Below are 17,560 nucleotides of genomic sequence, written 5' to 3' on the forward strand. Positions count from 1 at the left end.
TCAGGCATTGCCGCGAGCGCCGATGCCGAGCATTTTGCGCAGCGTCGCATCGCGGTTGATGAAATGGTGTTTGAAAGCGGCGAGCCCGTGCAATACGACCAGCCCCATCAGCGACCAGGCAAGCCATTTATGGATTGCGCCGGAGATGTCCTCCTGATTCTCAAAGCCCTGCAGGGTCGCCGGTACATTGAACCAGTTGAACACCTCGATCGCGCGGCCGTCCGCGGTGGAAATCAGGTAGCCGGAAATGAAAATAGCCAGCAGCAGGCCGTAGATCAGCCAGTGGGCGGCTGCCGCCGCCCGCTGTTGCCAGCGGGGTGCCGGTTCCGGTCTGGGGGCAGGGTTGGCCCAGCGCCACAGCAGGCGCGCAACCAGCAGGATCAGTAACAGGATACCCACCGACTTGTGGATCTCGGGGCCCTGACGGTACCACGGATCGTAATAACCCAGGCCGCGCATCCACCAGCCAAGCGCAAACATACCGATGATGGCGGGGGCCATCAGCCAGTGAAAGGCCACGGCTACCCAGCCGTAGTGAGTGTCACTGTTACGAGTCTGCACGATCCACTTTCCTGAATTGGTAATTTGTGTGATTAGCGCATTATAAAAATTCTACGGCGCGGGAATAGTGCAAAAAACGGGAACTATTTTTCGAAAAATTCGCAAGGGAGAGGCAGGGGAGGATTGCGGGCCGGTCGCAAAACGCACGATTTGGGGGCGCCGCTGCCTGTGCGGCGCGTTTGCGCCGCAATACAGGCGCGATTATGAGTGGGATTCGTGCTGGCGTTCTGCCGCGTGGAGGACTCTACCCAGCAGCGCCGGATCCAGGTGGGCCCGGTGACTCAACTGGTGGGTAAGCCAGTCCAGATCGTGCTTCGGTGTGCTCGCGTCGCCGTTTTCCAGCGCCAGCTGTTCCAGTTGCCAGATCACATCCAGCAGCAGGTGTGGTTCAAGCTCACTGGTTTCCTCCTCGGTAAACAGGTGGCCTTCCAGAAGCTCCAGGTCTCCGCGCCTGACCACCAGCTCGGCGAAGTTCGGATACCAGCGACCGCTGAAGGGTTCCGGGCGGCGCTGCAGGTCGAAAGTGATTTTCAGCAGGTTGCCATCGGGATCCTGCAGCACGGGGGTGTCGTTTTCATCCGCCGGCAGCGCCGGGCGCTGGCGCAAGATGCCGGCGATCGCCCGCCAGTCGTTGCTGTGATCCGGGCACAGGCGCAGAGGTTGCTGGAGTTCAGTGGTCGGCCAGTTGGGCCGGTGCAGGTAGCGCAGCTTTTGACCCGGCCGGTACCAGTAGAGGTCGAGCTTGTGCTCTTCAGCCAGGCGCGCCAGGTCATCACTGGTGATGGGCTCCTCGGACAGGGCACTGAGGTGGTTTACTGCCTGCTGCACGCTGAGCCAGCGTCGCATGTGGAAGGGTTTGCCCCCGTTGCCAGCTTTGTTACTGCCCGCCGTTGCCATGTCGCGTCCGCGTCCCTTTGGAATTTTCAAGCCTCTAAAAGGTTAGCAGTTGGCGGTGATTTGGTGGCGCGGTGAGGTTGAATTGGGGGGCGTTACAGCCACCCCTTTTTCTTGAAGTACAGGTAGGGTGCCATACCCGCCATCAGCATCAGACCCAGCGCCCAGGGATAGCCCAGCAGCCACTGCAGTTCCGGCATGTGCTCGAAGTTCATACCGTAGATGCTTGCCACCATGGTGGGGGGCAGGAATACCACTGCGGCGATGGAGAAGATCTTGATGATCTGGTTCTGCTCGATATTGATGAAGCCCTGGGTGGAGTCCATCAGGAAGTTGATTTTCTCGAACAGGAAGGTGGTGTGAGACATCAGGGTATCGATGTCGCGCAGAATACCCCAGCAGCTTTCGCGCAGCTCCGGGTCATCCTTCAGGTGGCGCTGGAGGAAGGCGATGGAGCGCTGGGTATCCATCAGGCACAGGCGGATCTTACCGTTGCTGTCTTCCAGTTTCGCCAGGTGATCGATGGCTTCTTCCAGCTCGGCGTCTTCGTCTTCCAGCACCAGATGGCTGACTTCCCCGAGCTTGAGATAGTTATCCTCCAGTGCGTCGGCGAGGTTTTCCACCTTTTGTTCAAACAGCAGGATCAGCAGTTCCTGGGCGCTGTGGGCTTCCACCTGGCCGCGGCGGGCGCGCATGCGCAGCAGGCGGAAGTCCGCGAGTTCGGATTCGCGCACGGTAATCAGGCGCTGGGGCTGGAGAATAAATGCCGCAGTGGCGGTATTGTGGCGCCCTTCGCTCTGGGTGAGGTAGAGGGAGTGCACATGGATGCCAGCGGTATCGATAAAGTATCGGGCGGAGGATTCGATCTCCTCCACGTCCTCGGATTCAGGCAGCTCGGTACGCAGCAGCTGTTCCAGCAACTCGCGCTCGTCTTCTTCCGGTTCCTGGAGGTCGATCCAGGCTGCCTCAGACAGCTGTTTGTTTTCGTATTGACCGCCGGAATTGGATTCTCGGATTTTGCCGCGCTGGATTTCGAACAGTCTCAGCATTGCCGCTTCCTTGATATTGATTTTGCTGCGGGCATGTTCGCAATCTGCCCGTCACAAATCAATCGCCGCCAGCAACCATCGGCTTGCTGGCGGCGCTCATCCCTTGTCTGGTGGGCGTTACAGCCAGGTAGGCAACTGCGCGCGTATCTCCTCAGTATCACAATTGGTGATGTTTTTGCGGGACTCGCCGGCAATGGTGGCGAGGGTAGGGGCCGTCATGGACATGCGCAGGCTACCGGCCATGGAAGGCTCGGCGACAATGTAGAGCTTGTCATACCGTCCCTCCTGCCGCCCTTTCTCGAGCGCGTGAGCGATGTCGCGCGCAAATTTCTGAGCGCCCTGCTTGCGCAGATCCGTCGGCGAGCTCATGGCGTGGCGGCCCAGCCCTAGGCTGTCGAATGAGCGCCCCGGCGCATCGCTGAGCAATTCCTGCCCCTTCATGCGTCCTTCCGGATAAACCATTGCTTCAATTTCCCTCAGTGCACCAGCTCGATTTTCCGCTTCGAACAGGCGTGCATGAGTATGGTTGGCTACCAGAACCCAGGCTTTTGCCATGACCGTTTACCTCTCGTTTTTCTTCCGTTCCTGCTTCAAATCTTAGGGCGTGCCGGGAGGAGTCCGTAGTCATTCCTGCGCTGGTATCACTCACTATACTGGCATGTAGATCAACGAGTGCGGAGGTGTGAAATGAAGGTTGAGCAAGCCATGCACCGGGGTGTGACCTGGTGTTCACCGGATACGCCCCTGTGGAAAGTGGCGCAGCTGCTGCGGGATCACGACGTGGGTGCGATCCCGGTGGGCGAGAATGACCGCCTCATCGGAATGGTCACAGACCGGGATATTGTCTGCCGCGGGCTGGCGGAAGGAGGCGATATGCGGGAGATGACCGCCCAGGATGTGATGACTGAGGGTATTGAGTACTGCTATGCGGACGAACATATCCAGGAAGCAGTGGCACACCTGGAGCGGATGAAAATTCGCCGTATGCCGGTAGTGGATGGCGCTAAACGTATGGTAGGGATGTTGAGCATGGGGGATATTGCCCACGCCGTAAACGACAGTACCTGCCATGATTATGCGGCGGCAGTCTCTGCGCACCACTGATGTGGCCACGCGGGCAGCCTGTCATCAGGTTGCCGTAGCAATTGCATAAGTTGCGGGCTGGCTATCCAAGTCTGCCCAAGCCTGCCCGCAGCTCAATATCACAACTCTTTGTTCTTTCCCTGCGGGCTTACTACCGGAATCACCGGATTCTGGAACGTTCGCATGTTCTCTGGTGGCCGCAATGAAATGGAACTGGGGGCATGACTACGCAGGGATTCAATAATATGCCAGTGCGCGGAGATGTATTACTGGGTCGCAGGCTCATATGCGCGCGCAATGGCACACGCGAGCGCATTTCCTCTGGTGAAAGGATTCCACTCAAAAAGTGAGCATTATTAAGTGAATATACCTCGATAATGAATTATTGAGGTACGTCTCATTTGAAGCTGTATGGTCTGTGATATTTTTTGATGTCGCAAAGGTCGTTTGCGGATTTTAAAAGTCTGTAACTTTGGCGCGTAAAATTTTATTCTTTAAGTGGCCCGTTGGTTGCAGGGAAAAATCTGATTTTTCCTAATTCACATGGATCAACAAACCTCGGATGCTAAGGAGTTATAGCGCATGCCCTCAGATAGACCATTTTTATCGCAGTTCCCTCGCCTGTTTTTTGCGTGGTTTTTTTTCCTCCCTACACTTTTTGTGGCATTTGACGCCAACGCGGGAAGCCTGGATGGCTGGCCTCGACTCGCGACCAATGATCCCGCCATCCGTCTCGAAATCGCACCTGTTGAAGTCACCATTGAAGCGCCGACGCCCCTGACTGGAAATAACCTGAACTTGCTATTGGCGTTATCCGGCACTAACGGTGGGCTGGGTGATATGAAGAAACAGGCCATGCAGGATTTTGCCGACTACTTGACGCAGCAGGTACAGTTAAGGTTTGGTGAATTTTTTGTTGATGAAGAAGTACTGTTGGTGACAGAAGGCGCTCCAGTTGTTCTCTACACAAGCTTTGACATTGTCATTCGCCAGAAGATGAATGACATATTCAGTGGTGCGGAGTTCGATATTGAAAAAGGCGTGATGAACGCTTATGGCAGCTTTCAATACCGGATACAGGGGCGCAACGGAACTCGCCAGGAGGGTCTCCGCGAGGGCAAGGTTGAAATTGCCAAACTGAAATTGCGGAGAAACTATGTCACTCGCGCGCCGAAAGACGGTGGAGTGGTTGAAGATACGACGCAAGAGGCGACCGAATATCTATTGGCAGAGATTGCCAAAGAAGTACTCGACCAGATAGAAGATGATCTGGAAGCTTCTTCGCTGTTGAAATTGGCCGGTCGTTAATTTGGTGCTTGGTTTCGTGGCCACTGACTTTATCGGGTGATTGTCAGGATAATATCGGTTGGCCCCGATATATTTTTCGCGGGGTAGCGCATGCCCCACGGCCATTGTGCAATGCCAGTTCCTCGCCATAGATCATTTCATAAATATCTTTTCTTTCCGTCTCCTGCAGAATCTTGTGCCCCCGGTACAGCCTTTGCGGCGGTTCTTCGCCGGTCAGGAAGGGGCTGCCGCGGAGACACTCCAGTTCAGCGATGAGCTGGAGGCTGTCCTTGTCTTTGGTGTGATGTTTGAGCCTGGCCAGTTGTCCTTCGAAATCGAAGTCGGAAAAGCGCAGGTTCAGGCCGAACTCGGCATGGATGCGTTTGCGCAGCTTACGCAGTGCATTGAGGGCCTGGGAATTCATCAACCACTGGTGGTCGTTCATCGTCATCTCCCCATTTGTTATTTTCTAGCGGTCTGCTGGGTCGCCCCATTCAAGCTGTAGCAATTTGCAGGCCAATTAAAGTGTCACTCTGTTTGGCGCCCTCTGGCAGGCGGCCCGCGAATTCGGGGCATACCTTATGCACCGTTAGTGTGCAAAAAAACGTCAAACCGCGCAGTCCGCTGGCGTGTGGTATCGATCCGAGCCATCAATCAGCAGCTGATCTGTTAAGCTGTCAGCCAAACCCGGCGGTGACCGGGAAATGCCAATAGAGGAAAATTCATGTCTGCTGAGACCATCAAGTGCAAGGCCGCAGTGGCCTGGAAGGCGGGTGAGCCGCTGACGATCGAGGAAGTAGAAGTTGCGCCACCGAAGGCGGGTGAAGTGCGTATCAAACTGATCGCCACCGGCGTGTGTCACACGGATGCGTTTACCCTGTCTGGCGATGACCCCGAGGGCGTGTTTCCTGCAATCCTCGGCCACGAGGGCGGCGGTATTGTGGAATCTGTGGGCGAAGGCGTAACCAGTGTAGCGGTGGGCGACCACGTGATCCCGCTGTATACCCCTGAGTGCGGCGAGTGCAAATTCTGCAAGTCCGGCAAAACCAACCTGTGCCAGAAAATCCGTTCCACCCAGGGCCAGGGCCTGATGCCGGATGGCACCACCCGCTTCTCCATCAACGGCCAGCCGATTTACCACTACATGGGTACATCGACCTTTTCTGAATACACCGTGCTGCCGGAAATTTCCGTCGCCAAGGTGAACAAGGATGCACCGCTGGAAGAGATCTGCTTGTTGGGCTGCGGCGTCACCACCGGTATGGGCGCTGTCGCCAATACCGCCAAGGTGGAAGAAGGAGCGACGGTAGCCGTTTTCGGCCTCGGTGGCATCGGCCTCGCCACAATCATCGGTGCACGCCTGGCCAAGGCATCACGGATCATCGCGGTGGATATCAACCCCAGCAAGTTCGAACTGGCCAGGAAACTGGGCGCGACCGACTGCATTAACCCGAAGGATTACGACAAGCCGATTCAGGAAGTGATTGTCGACCTGACCGATGGCGGTGTGGATTACTCCTTTGAATGTATCGGTAACGTCAACGTCATGCGCTCTGCCCTGGAGTGCTGCCACAAGGGCTGGGGCGAGTCTGTCATCATCGGCGTTGCCGGTGCCGGCCAGGAAATCTCTACCCGTCCATTCCAGCTGGTAACTGGCCGCGTGTGGCGCGGAACCGCCTTTGGTGGCGTCAAGGGGCGTTCGCAACTGCCGGACTATGTAGAGCGCTATCTGGCCGGTGAGTTCAAGCTGGATGATTTCATCACTCACACCATGCCGCTGGAAAAAATCAACGAGGCCTTTGACCTGATGCACGAAGGCAAAAGCATTCGCAGCGTTATTCACTACCAATAAGCCGGAGGCTGCATGTCGATCGAACTAGTCAGCGAAACCCGCTGTTTTGACGGCGCGCAGCGGCAGTATGAGCACCAGTCACAGGTGCTCGACTGCAAAATGCGCTTTGCCATTTATCTGCCACCCATTGCGGCGGATACCAAAGAAACGGAGCAGAAATTCCCGGTGCTGTACTGGCTCTCGGGGTTAACCTGTACCGATGAAAATTTTTCCCAGAAGGCCGGCGCCCAGCGTATGGCGGCGGAGCTGGGCATTGTGCTGGTGATACCGGATACCAGTCCGCGCGGTGATGAGGTTGCCGATGATGAGGGTTACGACCTGGGCAAGGGTGCCGGCTTTTACCTGAACGCCACCCAGCAGCCCTGGAAACAGCACTACCGCATGTACGATTACATTGTGGAAGAACTGCCGCAGCTGGTTGAAGCGCATTTCCCGGTCAGCGGACGCCGCGCAATTTCCGGCCACTCGATGGGCGGGCACGGTGCCCTGACAATCGCACTGAAAAACCCGGGCCGCTATACCTCGGTATCGGCGTTCAGCCCGATCTGTAATCCCATGGCATGCCCGTGGGGCGAGAAAGCCTTCTCGGCCTATCTGGGTTCCGATAAAACGTTGTGGGAAGAGTACGATGCGACGGTGCTGCTGAGTCGTGCTACTGAACGCATGCCGATGCTGATTTCACAGGGGGAAGACGACCAGTTCCTCGAGCAGCAGCTGAAGCCGAATGCGCTGGAGGCTGCTGCGGAAGCGGCGGGTTATCCGGTCAAGGTCGAACACCATACCGGGTACGATCACAGCTATTACTTTATCGCCTCGTTTATTGAGCAGCATCTGCGCTTCCACGCGGATTATTTGCTCGCGCATTAAATTGACCTTGTTGCCACGGCTTTTCTAGTTTTTCGGAAAGAGCTGTGGCGGCACCGCTACCGGGTATGGTCTTGCGTGACACGCCGTAAACCCATCCCTGGGGGCTCGGATGCGGCCATCCAGGCCGCATACGGTCACGCAAGACCACACCCGCTATCGGCACCTTATCCCAACGATTTGCAGATTCTACTGGCCTTAGATAACTTCCAATTGTTGGAAATGCGTCAGACGGCGATACCTACCTGCAACGTCGCCACATAACCGTTTTCCACATCCCCGGCTACTTCTGCCAACTGGAAACTCACCCCATCACTAAACACATTATCAGCGGAAAAGCTGCTCACCGAGCTGTTCTGTCCGTGGTCTGCATAGAGTGTGGAATCGTACACTGCGCGGGTAATTTCTTCCGGGAAGGCAATCTGTGAAGTGGCAGTTGCGGTGCCGCTGCTGAACAGGAATACCTGGAAGTGAATGTGGGTAATGCGACCGGTGTACCAGCCCGGGTAGATGGTTTCAAACAGCACCATGCCATCACTGTCCACATCCTGGATACCGCGACAGAAGGTTTCACCGCGGGCATCTGCACCCGGTTGTGAATAACCGGAGTACACACCGTCCTTGTCGCAATGCCAGACATATACGGTCGCATTGGTAATGGGAGCGCAGTCGTTGTTTACGTCCACCAGGTTTAGTGCCAGTTTCAACGGTACCCCGGTTTTGCCCTCGGTGATATCGGCGCGCACCATAGCGGAATTGCTCAGCACTGCGGTCAGAGGGTAGGGCCCTTCGGTTTCTTCCGGAATCAGCGTACAGCTGCCTGGTGTGGTACCACCGGAGCTACTGCCCGAACTGCTTGAAGAACCGCTGGAAGACGAACTACCAGATGAAGAGCTGCTACTGGAAGAGCCGCCGGAGGAGGAGCTACTGGAAGAGCTGCCGGAACCTGAACCGCCGCCAGAACCGCCACCATTTTTACAGCCGGCCAACAGTGCGGCACCGGTCAAACCCAGTGTGGAAAGTACCTGCCTGCGGCTAAAGGGCTTTTCGGTTGCGGTCTCGACCGATGGCAAGGTGGGAACTACCGGCCCATTTGGTTTTTCGTTGTCCATTGTGTTCTCGCCTTGTGAGTCGTTGATTTTTACTTATTGGTTTGGGTCAGCCCGCGCGGCACTCACCCTTGATTTCCACAGAACCCTGCTGGGTGTTTTTCTCGATAACAAACCAGCCGTGCCGGCAGTAATTGGTGCTGGTGAGTACTTCCTCGAGGCGTTCCTGGGCAGCCTTGTCCGGGTCTATGCGCATCTTGCTGGACATGCCGCCACCGGGTCCGCCACCCATACCACCACCGGGTCCACCGCCCATACCGCCGCCGGGTCCTCCACCCATGCCACCGCCAGGGCCGCCACCCATACCGCCTCCGGGACCGCCACCACCAGGGCCGCCTCTGCCTCCGCGACCACCAGGGGCTTCACCGCCGCCTCCGCCGTTAACCGTGGCGGTGTAAGTGAACATGCGGTTGCCCTGTTCAGTGATATTGGTGATCAGTGACTCGGAAAATACCGGCGGAGCCTTGGGGGTGCTGGAGCACGCCGCGAGTGAGGCAATGGCTGCAATGGCCGCGATATATTTCATGGAATTTGCTCCGTAATTATCAGAGCTCATGTGACCATAAAATAAGCGTTCTGTTGGTTCACCAGAAGTAAAGTTGGGTTAACGATTGTTAAGTGCGCGATTTTTGGAGGCTATTTGGCAGGGGAAAGGAGACCCGCTTTGCAAGTAAGGGGGGCTGTTCCTGCGGCGTTGGCTGTTGCCGCAGGGGCGACCGGGAGATCAGAGGTACGAGCCGGCAGTGGCAATCTGTTCCAGTTGCTGAAGAAACACTTCTGTTTCCTGGGCGCCGCTGATGGCGTAATCGTGATTGAACATGAACAGCGGAACCCCCTGGATTCCCTGCAGCACCAGCTGCTCTTCACGGGCCATGGTCTGGCGCGCCATGGCCGGGTCGTCGAGTGCTGCGGCGGCGGCTTCCCGGTCCAGGCCCACGGCTTCTGCCGCGTCGAGCAAGATACTGTCGTGGCTGAGGCATTTGCCTTCGGTGAAGTAGCCGTTGAACAGGCGCAGTTGCAGATCGGTCTGCTTGCCGGTGGGTTCAGCCCAGTGCATCAGGATATGGGCGCGGCGGGTGTTGTAGATGCGCATATCGTCAGTGAAGTTGAAGTCGAAACCGAGATCCTGTCCAAGGGATTTCAGGTGTTGGCGATTACCCTCGCTTTGCTCGGTGGAAATCCGGTATTTGCCAGTGATGTGTTCCTGCAGATTCTCACCGGCTTCGACCATGTGCGGGTTCAGCTCGAAAGGGTGCCAGACAATGTTGATATCGAACTGGTGAGGGCTGGTCTGGATGGCCTGTTGCAGGCGCAGGTAGCCGATGGCACACCAGGGGCAAACAATGTCAGAGACTATGTCGATTCTCAGGTAGGGCCGGCTCATGGTCGCCTCGTCATCTCTCATCTGTTCTGACATTACATAATGGCGGGCACTGCTTGGCGTGTAAATGCTCTTGATCAATTCCTTGGTCGGATAATCTCTTTTTGGTCACCAGGGAGACAGGGTAGAGGCATCGCGGCTTCTCAGGGTCTCTCGGGCAGATCGCGCACGCCATTTCTTCCGTTGAACTGCAATCCAATCTAGCTGGCCTGACCTTGGGGGGCGGTTTGTCTGCCGTTGGCCTGTCCAAACTGTGACACAGTTGACGCATTTCGCCGGCTATTTCCCTGTAATCCGACGTGGCCATCGGTGGCGGAAATGCCCGGTTGGCGCTCATTTCAGCGAAATACAGGCTGGCTATGAAAATTTATACCAAAAATAATTTTAATTATTGAAAGTTATTTTCCTGATTGATATGTTTTCCTTACGCGCTGGCATCGCCAGTCACTCATTATGAGCCACCTTGTACCGCTCGTAGTCGGGTACCTCCGCCAGCTTCGCCATTTGCGGGGGAACCCGGAGCTTCTTTTTCGCGCCGGTTCGCGATGGAGAAACTGATTCGTAAGTGGTGTGGCGATCGCGCAAGACTTTAGGAGAGGTAATAAAGAAAGCACTGGGCAGGGAGTGCCTGGGGTAGTGCTTTCTCACCAATAAAAATGAACACCACCGAGGGTTAGCCATGCCAAGGAAATTCAATCACAAGCTTCTGAGTATCGCGGTTTGCAGTGCCGTGTATGGCATCCTGCCGGCTCAGGCTGTGGCTCAGGAAGCGGAACCGTCTAGCGGCGAGTCGGTAGAGGAAGTTGTTGTTTACGGCGATATCCGCGCAACACTGCAATCCGCACAGGCGATGAAGCGCGATGGTGATACCGTCAAAGACGTGATCACTGCATCGGATATCGGCGCACTGCCGGACAAGTCCGTCACTGAGGCTCTGCAGCGGGTGCCCGGTGTCAGCATCGAGCGATTTGCTGCTTCCGATGACCCCAATCACTATGCCGACGAAGGTACCGGGGTGCTAGTACGCGGCCTTGACCGCGTGCGCAGCGAGATCAACGGGCGTGACTCCTTCAGCGCCACCCGCAATGGCGGCCTCAACTTTGAAGATATTTCCCCGGAATTGTTGGGCGCGGTGGAAGTAGTGAAAAACCAGACCGCGGATATGATCGCAGGTGGTGTCGCCGGCACGGTCAACCTGATCACCCGCAAGCCCCTGGACTCCGGTGAACAGATGATTGCCGGTACTGTAAAGAGCAACTACGGTGATTTCCGCGAAGAGAGCACGCCGACTTTCTCCGGTCTGTTCAGCGACGTGTGGGAGACCGACGCCGGTGACTTCGGCTTCCTGGTGTCGGCCTCCCACGCCGAACTAGCCACCCGCGGCGACGGTGTCGGTGTAGCTAATTTCTACTCCCGCGGCGACGCGCACATCAACATTCCGCCGGCTTGGGACAGTACCGGAACCGTAATCGGTGGCACCGCGTCGGATTCTCCGGTGGAAGGGCCGGTCGCCTTCCCGGAGCAGCCTGCTGGCAGCGTCTACTACACCCCCGGTCAGTACTCTCTGCGCACCGCCGAGAACGACCGCGAGCGCACCGGCTTCGCCACCTCCTTCCAGTGGCGGAGTCCGGATGACAGCGTTATCACCACGCTGGAGTACGTGCGCTCTGATGCCTCCCTGACCTGGCGTGAAAACGTGATCGGGCCACAGGCGCAAGGCTTCGAACCGGTGCAGTGGTGGGATCACCGCATTCGCACTGATGCCACTGTTTCTGCAGACCAGATGCCCACCTGGGATGAGAACAACAGGTTCACCAGCGGCGTTCTGAGTTTCGGCGGCGAGATGCCAACGCACCTGTCCTCCCGATTCAACAATGAGGAGTCCTCGGTCGAGGATCTTTCGTTCAATGTGGAGTGGCAGGCCACTGACCGCCTGAAGCTGGCGCTCGATGTGCAGCGCGTGGATGCCACCGAAGAAATGATCAACAACGGCATCAACGCCCGCGCCCAACACACGGTATCCGACGTGTACCTGGATCTGCGTGGCAGCACCCCGGCGGTCGAGTTCCTGAGTGATCGTATGTTCGAGCCGGATTACACGCAGAATTGGGATGGATTGCGCCCGGATGTGTTTCTGGCCACCGCGATCGATACCGCGATCGATGCCGATGCCACCATGGATGCGATAAAACTGGATGTGGAGTTTGAAATTGGCGACGGTTGGGCGCGTACCCTGAGCGGTGGTGTGTACAGTTCCGACAAGGATCTCACCGTGCGCGACACCGAGTACTCCAACTGGGGCGCAGTCAACACCCCATGGAATACAGCGCTGTCCAACAACGGCGATTTCTACGTGATCCCGGAGGAGTTCGAGCGCCAGGACTGGAGTGACTTCTACGACGGCGACGTGCTGAAGGGCCGCAGCGATTTCCTGTTCATTAAGATGGACTCTGCCGAGGACTTCGCCAACTTCATGCGCCGTGCCTGCGAGAACGGCTTCAATACCGCGCCCTATGGCAGTGAACCTGGCGCGGTACCGACACCAGGCCTCGGTCAGAGCAATCCCAACTGCTACCAGGCAACCGTGGACATGGCCGGGCGCATTGCACCGGGCAGCCCTTTTGCACCGCACGACGTAACCTCCAGTAACGAGAAGCGCGCGGAAGCCTATGTGCGTTTCGACTTCGCCGATGACACCCTGGATATGCCGTACCGCGGCAACATGGGCCTGCGCTATGTGAGCTACCAGCTGCAGTCCACGGGTTACACGGTGATGCCGACCGCGAATGGGGAAGGCGCGGAGTTTCTGAGCGAGGAGTTGCTGGCGTTTGCCGACGGTCAGGGTTCCGTGGCCACCACCGACGGCACTGACTACAGCACCGTGCTGCCGAGCTTAAACGTGGCGGTGAATGTCAAAGACGATGTGATCATGCGTTTCGGCGCTTCCCAGAGCCTGTACTTCCCGAACCTGCAGGACACCCGCAGTTCGCGCGTGATTGATGTGCGTTACGAAGTGGAGCGCTCTGAGGTGGGCGGTCCAGTGGTTGGCATTGTTCCCGGCAGCGTGGAGCTCTACGGCTCCGCCCGCAACCCGTTCCTTGAACCGGAAAAGGCCACCAACCTGGATCTCAGCACCGAGTGGTATTTCTCCGACACCGGCTCGCTGACACTGGCGCTGTTCCGCAAGGACATCGACAACCTGTTCCGCGAGCGTCCATTCCTGACAGATATCACCAATCCGCGCACTGGTGTTACCCAGCAAGTGTCCTTCAACGGTCCGGCGAACGACGGTGAGGGTTCCATTCAGGGCTTCGAGATCTCCTACAGCCAGTTCTTCGAGAATTTGCCGGGTGCCTGGAGTGGCCTGGGTGTACAGATGAACTACACCTACATCGACCAGAACAACCTGAACGATCCGATGAGCGACGAGCAACTGGGTGCAGTACGCTTCGATAACAACGGTGAGCCGGAGCGCGACAGCCGCAACAGCTTCCGCGCCTTCACCGACCTGCCGCTGCCGGGCTACTCAGATGAAAACTACAACATCGTGGGTATGTACGAGTACGGTGATGTGTCTGCACGCTTGGCCTACAACTGGCGCTCCGAGTACCTGGTAACCCGCCGCGACTCCAACGAGTTCGCGCCGGTTTATGCCAAGGCTGCGGGCTTCCTGGATGGCTCGGTTTATTACGACGTAACGGATTATATTCAGGTCGGTTTGGAAGCAAGCAATATCCTGAATACGGAAACCCGCACCCAGTTGCAGCTGGATCAGAATGGTACTCGTACCGACTCTCTGAACTTCATTACTGACCGGCGTTATGCCCTTGGGCTGCGTGCGAAGTTCTAAAGCCTGAAAACCGAGCCGATTTACCTCTCGGCTGCGTGAATTAAAAAGCCCACCCGCCAAAAGCGGGTGGGCTTTTTGTGCTTGTAGGTAGACTGGTGGCGGTGCCGCTGCTGGGCACAGCCTTGCCAGACACGAGCTAGGCCCCCCCCCCGTGAACCCATCCATGGGGGCTCTTCCGCGAGGTCGCTCTGCGGAAGGTCTGGCAGGCAAGGCTGCACCCCGCAGCGCCACCGCTAAAATTTTTTAGAACTTCGTAGAGAAGTGTTCGATGGCACCGCGCTTCTGCATAGTTACAAAAGCACTCCGACCATCGAGGCTAAAGGCAATATTGGTGGGGTGTTGTCCTTGTAAGTGAATAGTACGCAAAACCTCTCCTTCCGGAGAAACTTTCAATACCACACCAGCACCATAACGGGTGATATACAGGTTTCCTTCAGTATCCGTTTTCATGCCGTCTAACCCGTGGTCATCAAACTGCATGAAGAGCTGCTTGTTGGCGAGATCACCACTGTCCAGCACATCGTACACATACACCGTGCGCTGCACGCTTTCATTCACGTACAGCTTCTTGTTATCCGGGCTCAGCTCGATGCCGTTGGTGGTGCCCATGTCTTTTTCCAGCAGGGTAAAAGTGCCGTCGGTATCAAGCCGCCACAGTTGACCGCTATTGGTAGACCAGCTGGGGTCACTCGCATAAATTGTGCCGTTTGCGGCCAGCGCCAGGTCGTTGGGCTGGTGCATGTCCGGGTTGTGGTAGGTCTGCAGGATTTCACCGCTGTTACTGTCGATACGGAAAATATTGTGGCCCACATAATCCGCCACAAACATTTCGCCCTGCTGGTTGAAGCGGATACTGTTACCCACACTGTTGCCGGGCAATTGCAACCAGAGTTCACCAACGCTCTCGCCGGATATCTTGCCAATGGTGCCCTGCTTTTCATAGTTGACCACATAGAGGCTGCCATCAGGCCCACTCGCCGGCCCCTCGATGCCTGTAGTAAAACTGCCTTGTGGCATCCAGTCCCGGGTGTCTATCGAGGACTCCGCTTCACCCGGCACACAGCCCTGGATACTGAGCGCAAGCAGGCCAGGAAGGCAGTAGTGGAAACGAGACAGCTTAAACATCGGTGGATTCCTCATTGGTTATTTTTTCCGGTGCCGTGATCGAATACTGTAACAGGTCGCAGAGCTGTTCCAGTACATAAGCGGCGGGGAAGGCCATTTCATGGTGCATACCATTAAGCCGATCGAGTTTTTCCCGGACTGCAATTTCTTCATCGTGGCTGTAAGGGCGCTGATCCGAATACCGACTGACAATCTCGAAGCCCAGTTCCGACTGCAGTATCGCAAGCTCTGCAATTTTCTGAATCTCGTCACTTCGCTTTGATTGTGGCAGGGTTGTCAGTATCTGCTCCGCCGCCTGCGCAGCGCGCCACAGATGGAGAAGGCTGTGCTGAAAAATTTTCCAGTCGGCGTTGTGTTTGGGGTTAAGGGTTAGGGATTGTCCGAGATTGCGGAATTCGCGCAGGGCCAGGCTTTCCACCGGCAGGGAATCTGCGAGCAGGTTCAGCGGGTCGCGGCGCGAATAAGTGGCGTGAGCCGACTTTTCATGATGGCGATGGTAGTAGTGGGCGGGCTCGAGAACCGCGCTCAGGTTGATACCGGCGTCGACCAGTTCCGGTGACAGCAGCCGCGCAAGTGCCTGCTGTTGCTGTTGCCGATGTTGCAGCGGCAATGCGCTGGCTGCCCATTGTTCAGCAGCTTGCATGCGCCGGTACAGTTCGTCTTCATCGCGGGCGGGCTGTCCGGACCAGAGCCGTTCGGCCACCGCGAACGTGCGCGGCCACAGGCGCAGGTCGATAGTGCGCTCGTCCACCATTTCCGCCCACAGTGCCGCCTCGCCGCCGAGAATATTTTGCTGCTGCTCGCCCGTCAGTGTTATGTCGGCACCGTGTACTTGCGGAGCATGACCTGTATCAAGAAAACTTCCGGTTACCGGGTAGGGCGCGTTGCCCACCAGGAAGTCGCCGGACATTTGTTGCTCTTCGAGTTGCACACGGGCACTCAATGGTCCCATCCAGGTATCGACGGTAAAGCGGGTTAGTGGCCCCTGCTGTGAAATATTCATCAGCGGCTGGGATCGTTGGCCAGAGAAAGTAATAAAGCCCCGTGTCACTTTGCCGGCAGTGCTGAATAAAGTCAGTTGCCCGCTGATGGCACTGCCGCGTTTGCGCGGAAATTCAAACGCCCAATGATGCCATATGCCATCTTTGGACGAGGGGAGGGCAGGGGCATCCTGCGGTGTTATCCGGTTGCGGTAATGGTAGGCGGTGTACTGGGGTTGATCGAGATAGAAGCCGGTACTCAATATTGCCGGGTGGCCAGCGCGGGCGGCATCCGCCAGCGCGTCTGGGCCGCGCCAGGATTGCACAGCAACTTCTTTATCGAGATCCGGGTGCAGGACCTCATCCCAGCCGATCATGCGCCGGTTCAGTGTGCGCAGGATAGCTGTCAGCTGCAGGTTGAAATGGTTGTGCAGATCCTGCGGCGTGTCGAGCTGGTGCTCGGCCATATAGGTCTGGATTTTCGGATTGTTTTGCCAGTGTTCCGGGTTTACCTCATCGCCGCCGATATGGATATATTCGAACGGGAACAGCTCCGCGACCTCCGCGAGGATCTTCCCCGCGAATATCAATACGTCCGGGTTTGCCGGATTCAACAGCGGCGTATGCACACCCCAGCGGTCTTCCGGCTTGTAAGGGCCGGGGGCTGACATCAATTCCGGGTACGCCACTGCGATGGCACTGGCGTGGCCGGGCATATCAATCTCGGGAACCACCACGATACCGCGCGCTGCGGCATAGGCAACGATGTCCCTTACCTGATCCCGAGTGTAGTAATTGCCCCCGGAGGCGACTTGGTGCAGGCGGGGATAACTAGGGGATTCCAGGCGCCAGCCCTGATCGTCGGTCAAATGCCAGTGGAAAACGTTCAGCTTGGCCGCCGCCATACCATCCAGTTGGCGCTTGATGGTATCGACAGAAAAGAAATGGCGTACGGAATCCAGCATCAAGCCGCGCCAGCGGTACAGGGGCTGATCCTCTATCCGCATCGCCGGGATGGGAGCTGATTCGCTGTCGATAAGCTGTGAAAGGGTGTGCAGGCCGCGCAATATGCCCAAGGGCTCACCTGCACTAAGCGTGACTTGCTGCGGGGATATGTGCAGTTGGTATTTTTCACGCTCCTGCTGCAGCTGCGCGAGTGTTAGTGGCAAAGCACCGGTTGTTGGGCTTTGCGGCAGCTGAATCAGGATCTCCGTTGCTTCAGGTCCGGATGTCCCGGAAGCACTTCCGCCTACATCTAACGTGAGATTTCGCTGTTGGCCTAGCCGCTGCAGGAAGCGTTCAATGGCGGCGTCCAGTAACGACGTACTGTCGCCGATGATCCGAATACGGGTATCCCTATTGAGAGTAAAGTTTCCGTTCTCCACAACGACGTGTTGCGGATAGGGCATCAACGGCAAGGATGTCGTTCGCGGCATATTGCTCTGCGCCGCTGCAGCGCATTGGAGTGGCATTAGCAGGCCGCAGCAGAGTGCTAGCAGAAGCGGGCGGAGAGACTGAAATTTCA

The 17,560-nt window shown here is 57.0% G+C and carries 15 protein-coding genes; 5 read left to right on the plus strand and 10 right to left on the minus strand.

Translation table 11 applies throughout. The features are described from left to right. The 4 genes from ACNKU7_RS02970 to ACNKU7_RS02985 form a co-directional block, all read right to left on the minus strand. Complete coding sequence (locus tag ACNKU7_RS02970; protein WP_418295470.1) at positions 1–561, minus strand: cytochrome b; 561 nt, start codon at positions 559–561, stop codon at positions 1–3. A 201-nt stretch (positions 562–762) separates the two neighbouring features. Beyond that, entirely contained in the window at positions 763–1,458 is a 696-nt protein-coding gene (locus ACNKU7_RS02975) for a hypothetical protein (RefSeq protein ID WP_418295471.1), read from the minus strand. A 92-nt stretch (positions 1,459–1,550) separates the two neighbouring features. Next, a complete protein-coding gene (corA, locus tag ACNKU7_RS02980) occupies positions 1,551–2,504 on the minus strand; it encodes a magnesium/cobalt transporter CorA (protein ID WP_418295472.1) in 954 nt (317 codons plus the stop codon). Between the two features lie 117 nt (positions 2,505–2,621). Further along, positions 2,622–3,059 carry a host attachment protein gene (locus tag ACNKU7_RS02985; RefSeq protein ID WP_418295473.1) on the minus strand — a complete coding sequence of 146 codons (438 nt, stop codon included), beginning with the start codon at positions 3,057–3,059 and terminating at the stop codon, positions 2,622–2,624. A gap of 132 nt (positions 3,060–3,191) precedes the next feature. On the opposite strand from ACNKU7_RS02985, the gene ACNKU7_RS02990 reads away from it, so the two are divergent. Both ACNKU7_RS02990 and ACNKU7_RS02995 read left to right on the plus strand, forming a co-directional pair. After that, complete coding sequence (locus ACNKU7_RS02990) at positions 3,192–3,608, plus strand: CBS domain-containing protein (protein ID WP_418295474.1); 417 nt, start codon at positions 3,192–3,194, stop codon at positions 3,606–3,608. A gap of 561 nt (positions 3,609–4,169) precedes the next feature. After that, positions 4,170–4,895: a hypothetical protein gene (locus ACNKU7_RS02995; RefSeq protein ID WP_418295475.1), complete on the plus strand. Its 726-nt coding sequence runs from the start codon at positions 4,170–4,172 to the stop codon at positions 4,893–4,895. Between the two features lie 43 nt (positions 4,896–4,938). Here ACNKU7_RS02995 and ACNKU7_RS03000 read toward each other — a convergent pair whose 3' ends face one another. After that, entirely contained in the window at positions 4,939–5,319 is a 381-nt protein-coding gene (locus tag ACNKU7_RS03000; protein WP_418295476.1) for a hypothetical protein, read from the minus strand. A gap of 279 nt (positions 5,320–5,598) precedes the next feature. Here ACNKU7_RS03000 and ACNKU7_RS03005 point away from each other — a divergent pair, with 279 nt between their 5' ends. Beyond that, positions 5,599–6,726: an S-(hydroxymethyl)glutathione dehydrogenase/class III alcohol dehydrogenase gene (locus tag ACNKU7_RS03005; RefSeq protein WP_418295477.1), complete on the plus strand. Its 1,128-nt coding sequence runs from the start codon at positions 5,599–5,601 to the stop codon at positions 6,724–6,726. A 12-nt stretch (positions 6,727–6,738) separates the two neighbouring features. Continuing rightward, complete coding sequence (fghA, locus tag ACNKU7_RS03010) at positions 6,739–7,593, plus strand: S-formylglutathione hydrolase (protein WP_418295478.1); 855 nt, start codon at positions 6,739–6,741, stop codon at positions 7,591–7,593. A gap of 224 nt (positions 7,594–7,817) precedes the next feature. Here fghA and ACNKU7_RS03015 read toward each other — a convergent pair whose 3' ends face one another. From ACNKU7_RS03015 to ACNKU7_RS03025, 3 genes are all read right to left on the minus strand, one after another. Further along, positions 7,818–8,702: an intradiol ring-cleavage dioxygenase gene (locus ACNKU7_RS03015; RefSeq protein ID WP_418295479.1), complete on the minus strand. Its 885-nt coding sequence runs from the start codon at positions 8,700–8,702 to the stop codon at positions 7,818–7,820. 46 nt (positions 8,703–8,748) lie between these two features. Further along, entirely contained in the window at positions 8,749–9,225 is a 477-nt protein-coding gene (locus tag ACNKU7_RS03020) for a hypothetical protein (protein WP_418295480.1), read from the minus strand. Positions 9,226–9,423: 198 nt separating this feature from the next. Next, positions 9,424–10,083, minus strand: coding sequence for a DsbA family oxidoreductase (locus ACNKU7_RS03025; protein WP_418295481.1), 660 nt, complete (start codon positions 10,081–10,083; stop codon positions 9,424–9,426). A gap of 676 nt (positions 10,084–10,759) precedes the next feature. Between ACNKU7_RS03025 and ACNKU7_RS03030 the strand changes: the two genes are divergently transcribed. Further along, positions 10,760–13,930: a TonB-dependent receptor gene (locus ACNKU7_RS03030; protein WP_418295482.1), complete on the plus strand. Its 3,171-nt coding sequence runs from the start codon at positions 10,760–10,762 to the stop codon at positions 13,928–13,930. A gap of 243 nt (positions 13,931–14,173) precedes the next feature. On the opposite strand, the gene ACNKU7_RS03035 is transcribed toward ACNKU7_RS03030, so the two are convergent. After that, positions 14,174–15,055, minus strand: a complete 882-nt coding sequence (locus ACNKU7_RS03035) for an SMP-30/gluconolactonase/LRE family protein (RefSeq protein ID WP_418295483.1) — start codon at positions 15,053–15,055, stop codon at positions 14,174–14,176. Beyond that, a complete protein-coding gene (locus tag ACNKU7_RS03040) occupies positions 15,048–17,471 on the minus strand; it encodes a beta-N-acetylhexosaminidase (RefSeq protein ID WP_418295484.1) in 2,424 nt (807 codons plus the stop codon). The genes ACNKU7_RS03035 and ACNKU7_RS03040 overlap by 8 nt, the downstream gene beginning before the upstream one ends. Between the last annotated feature and the right edge of the window lie 89 nt (positions 17,472–17,560).

The organism is Microbulbifer weihaiensis, from assembly GCF_048323715.1.
Classification (GTDB): domain Bacteria; phylum Pseudomonadota; class Gammaproteobacteria; order Pseudomonadales; family Cellvibrionaceae; genus Microbulbifer.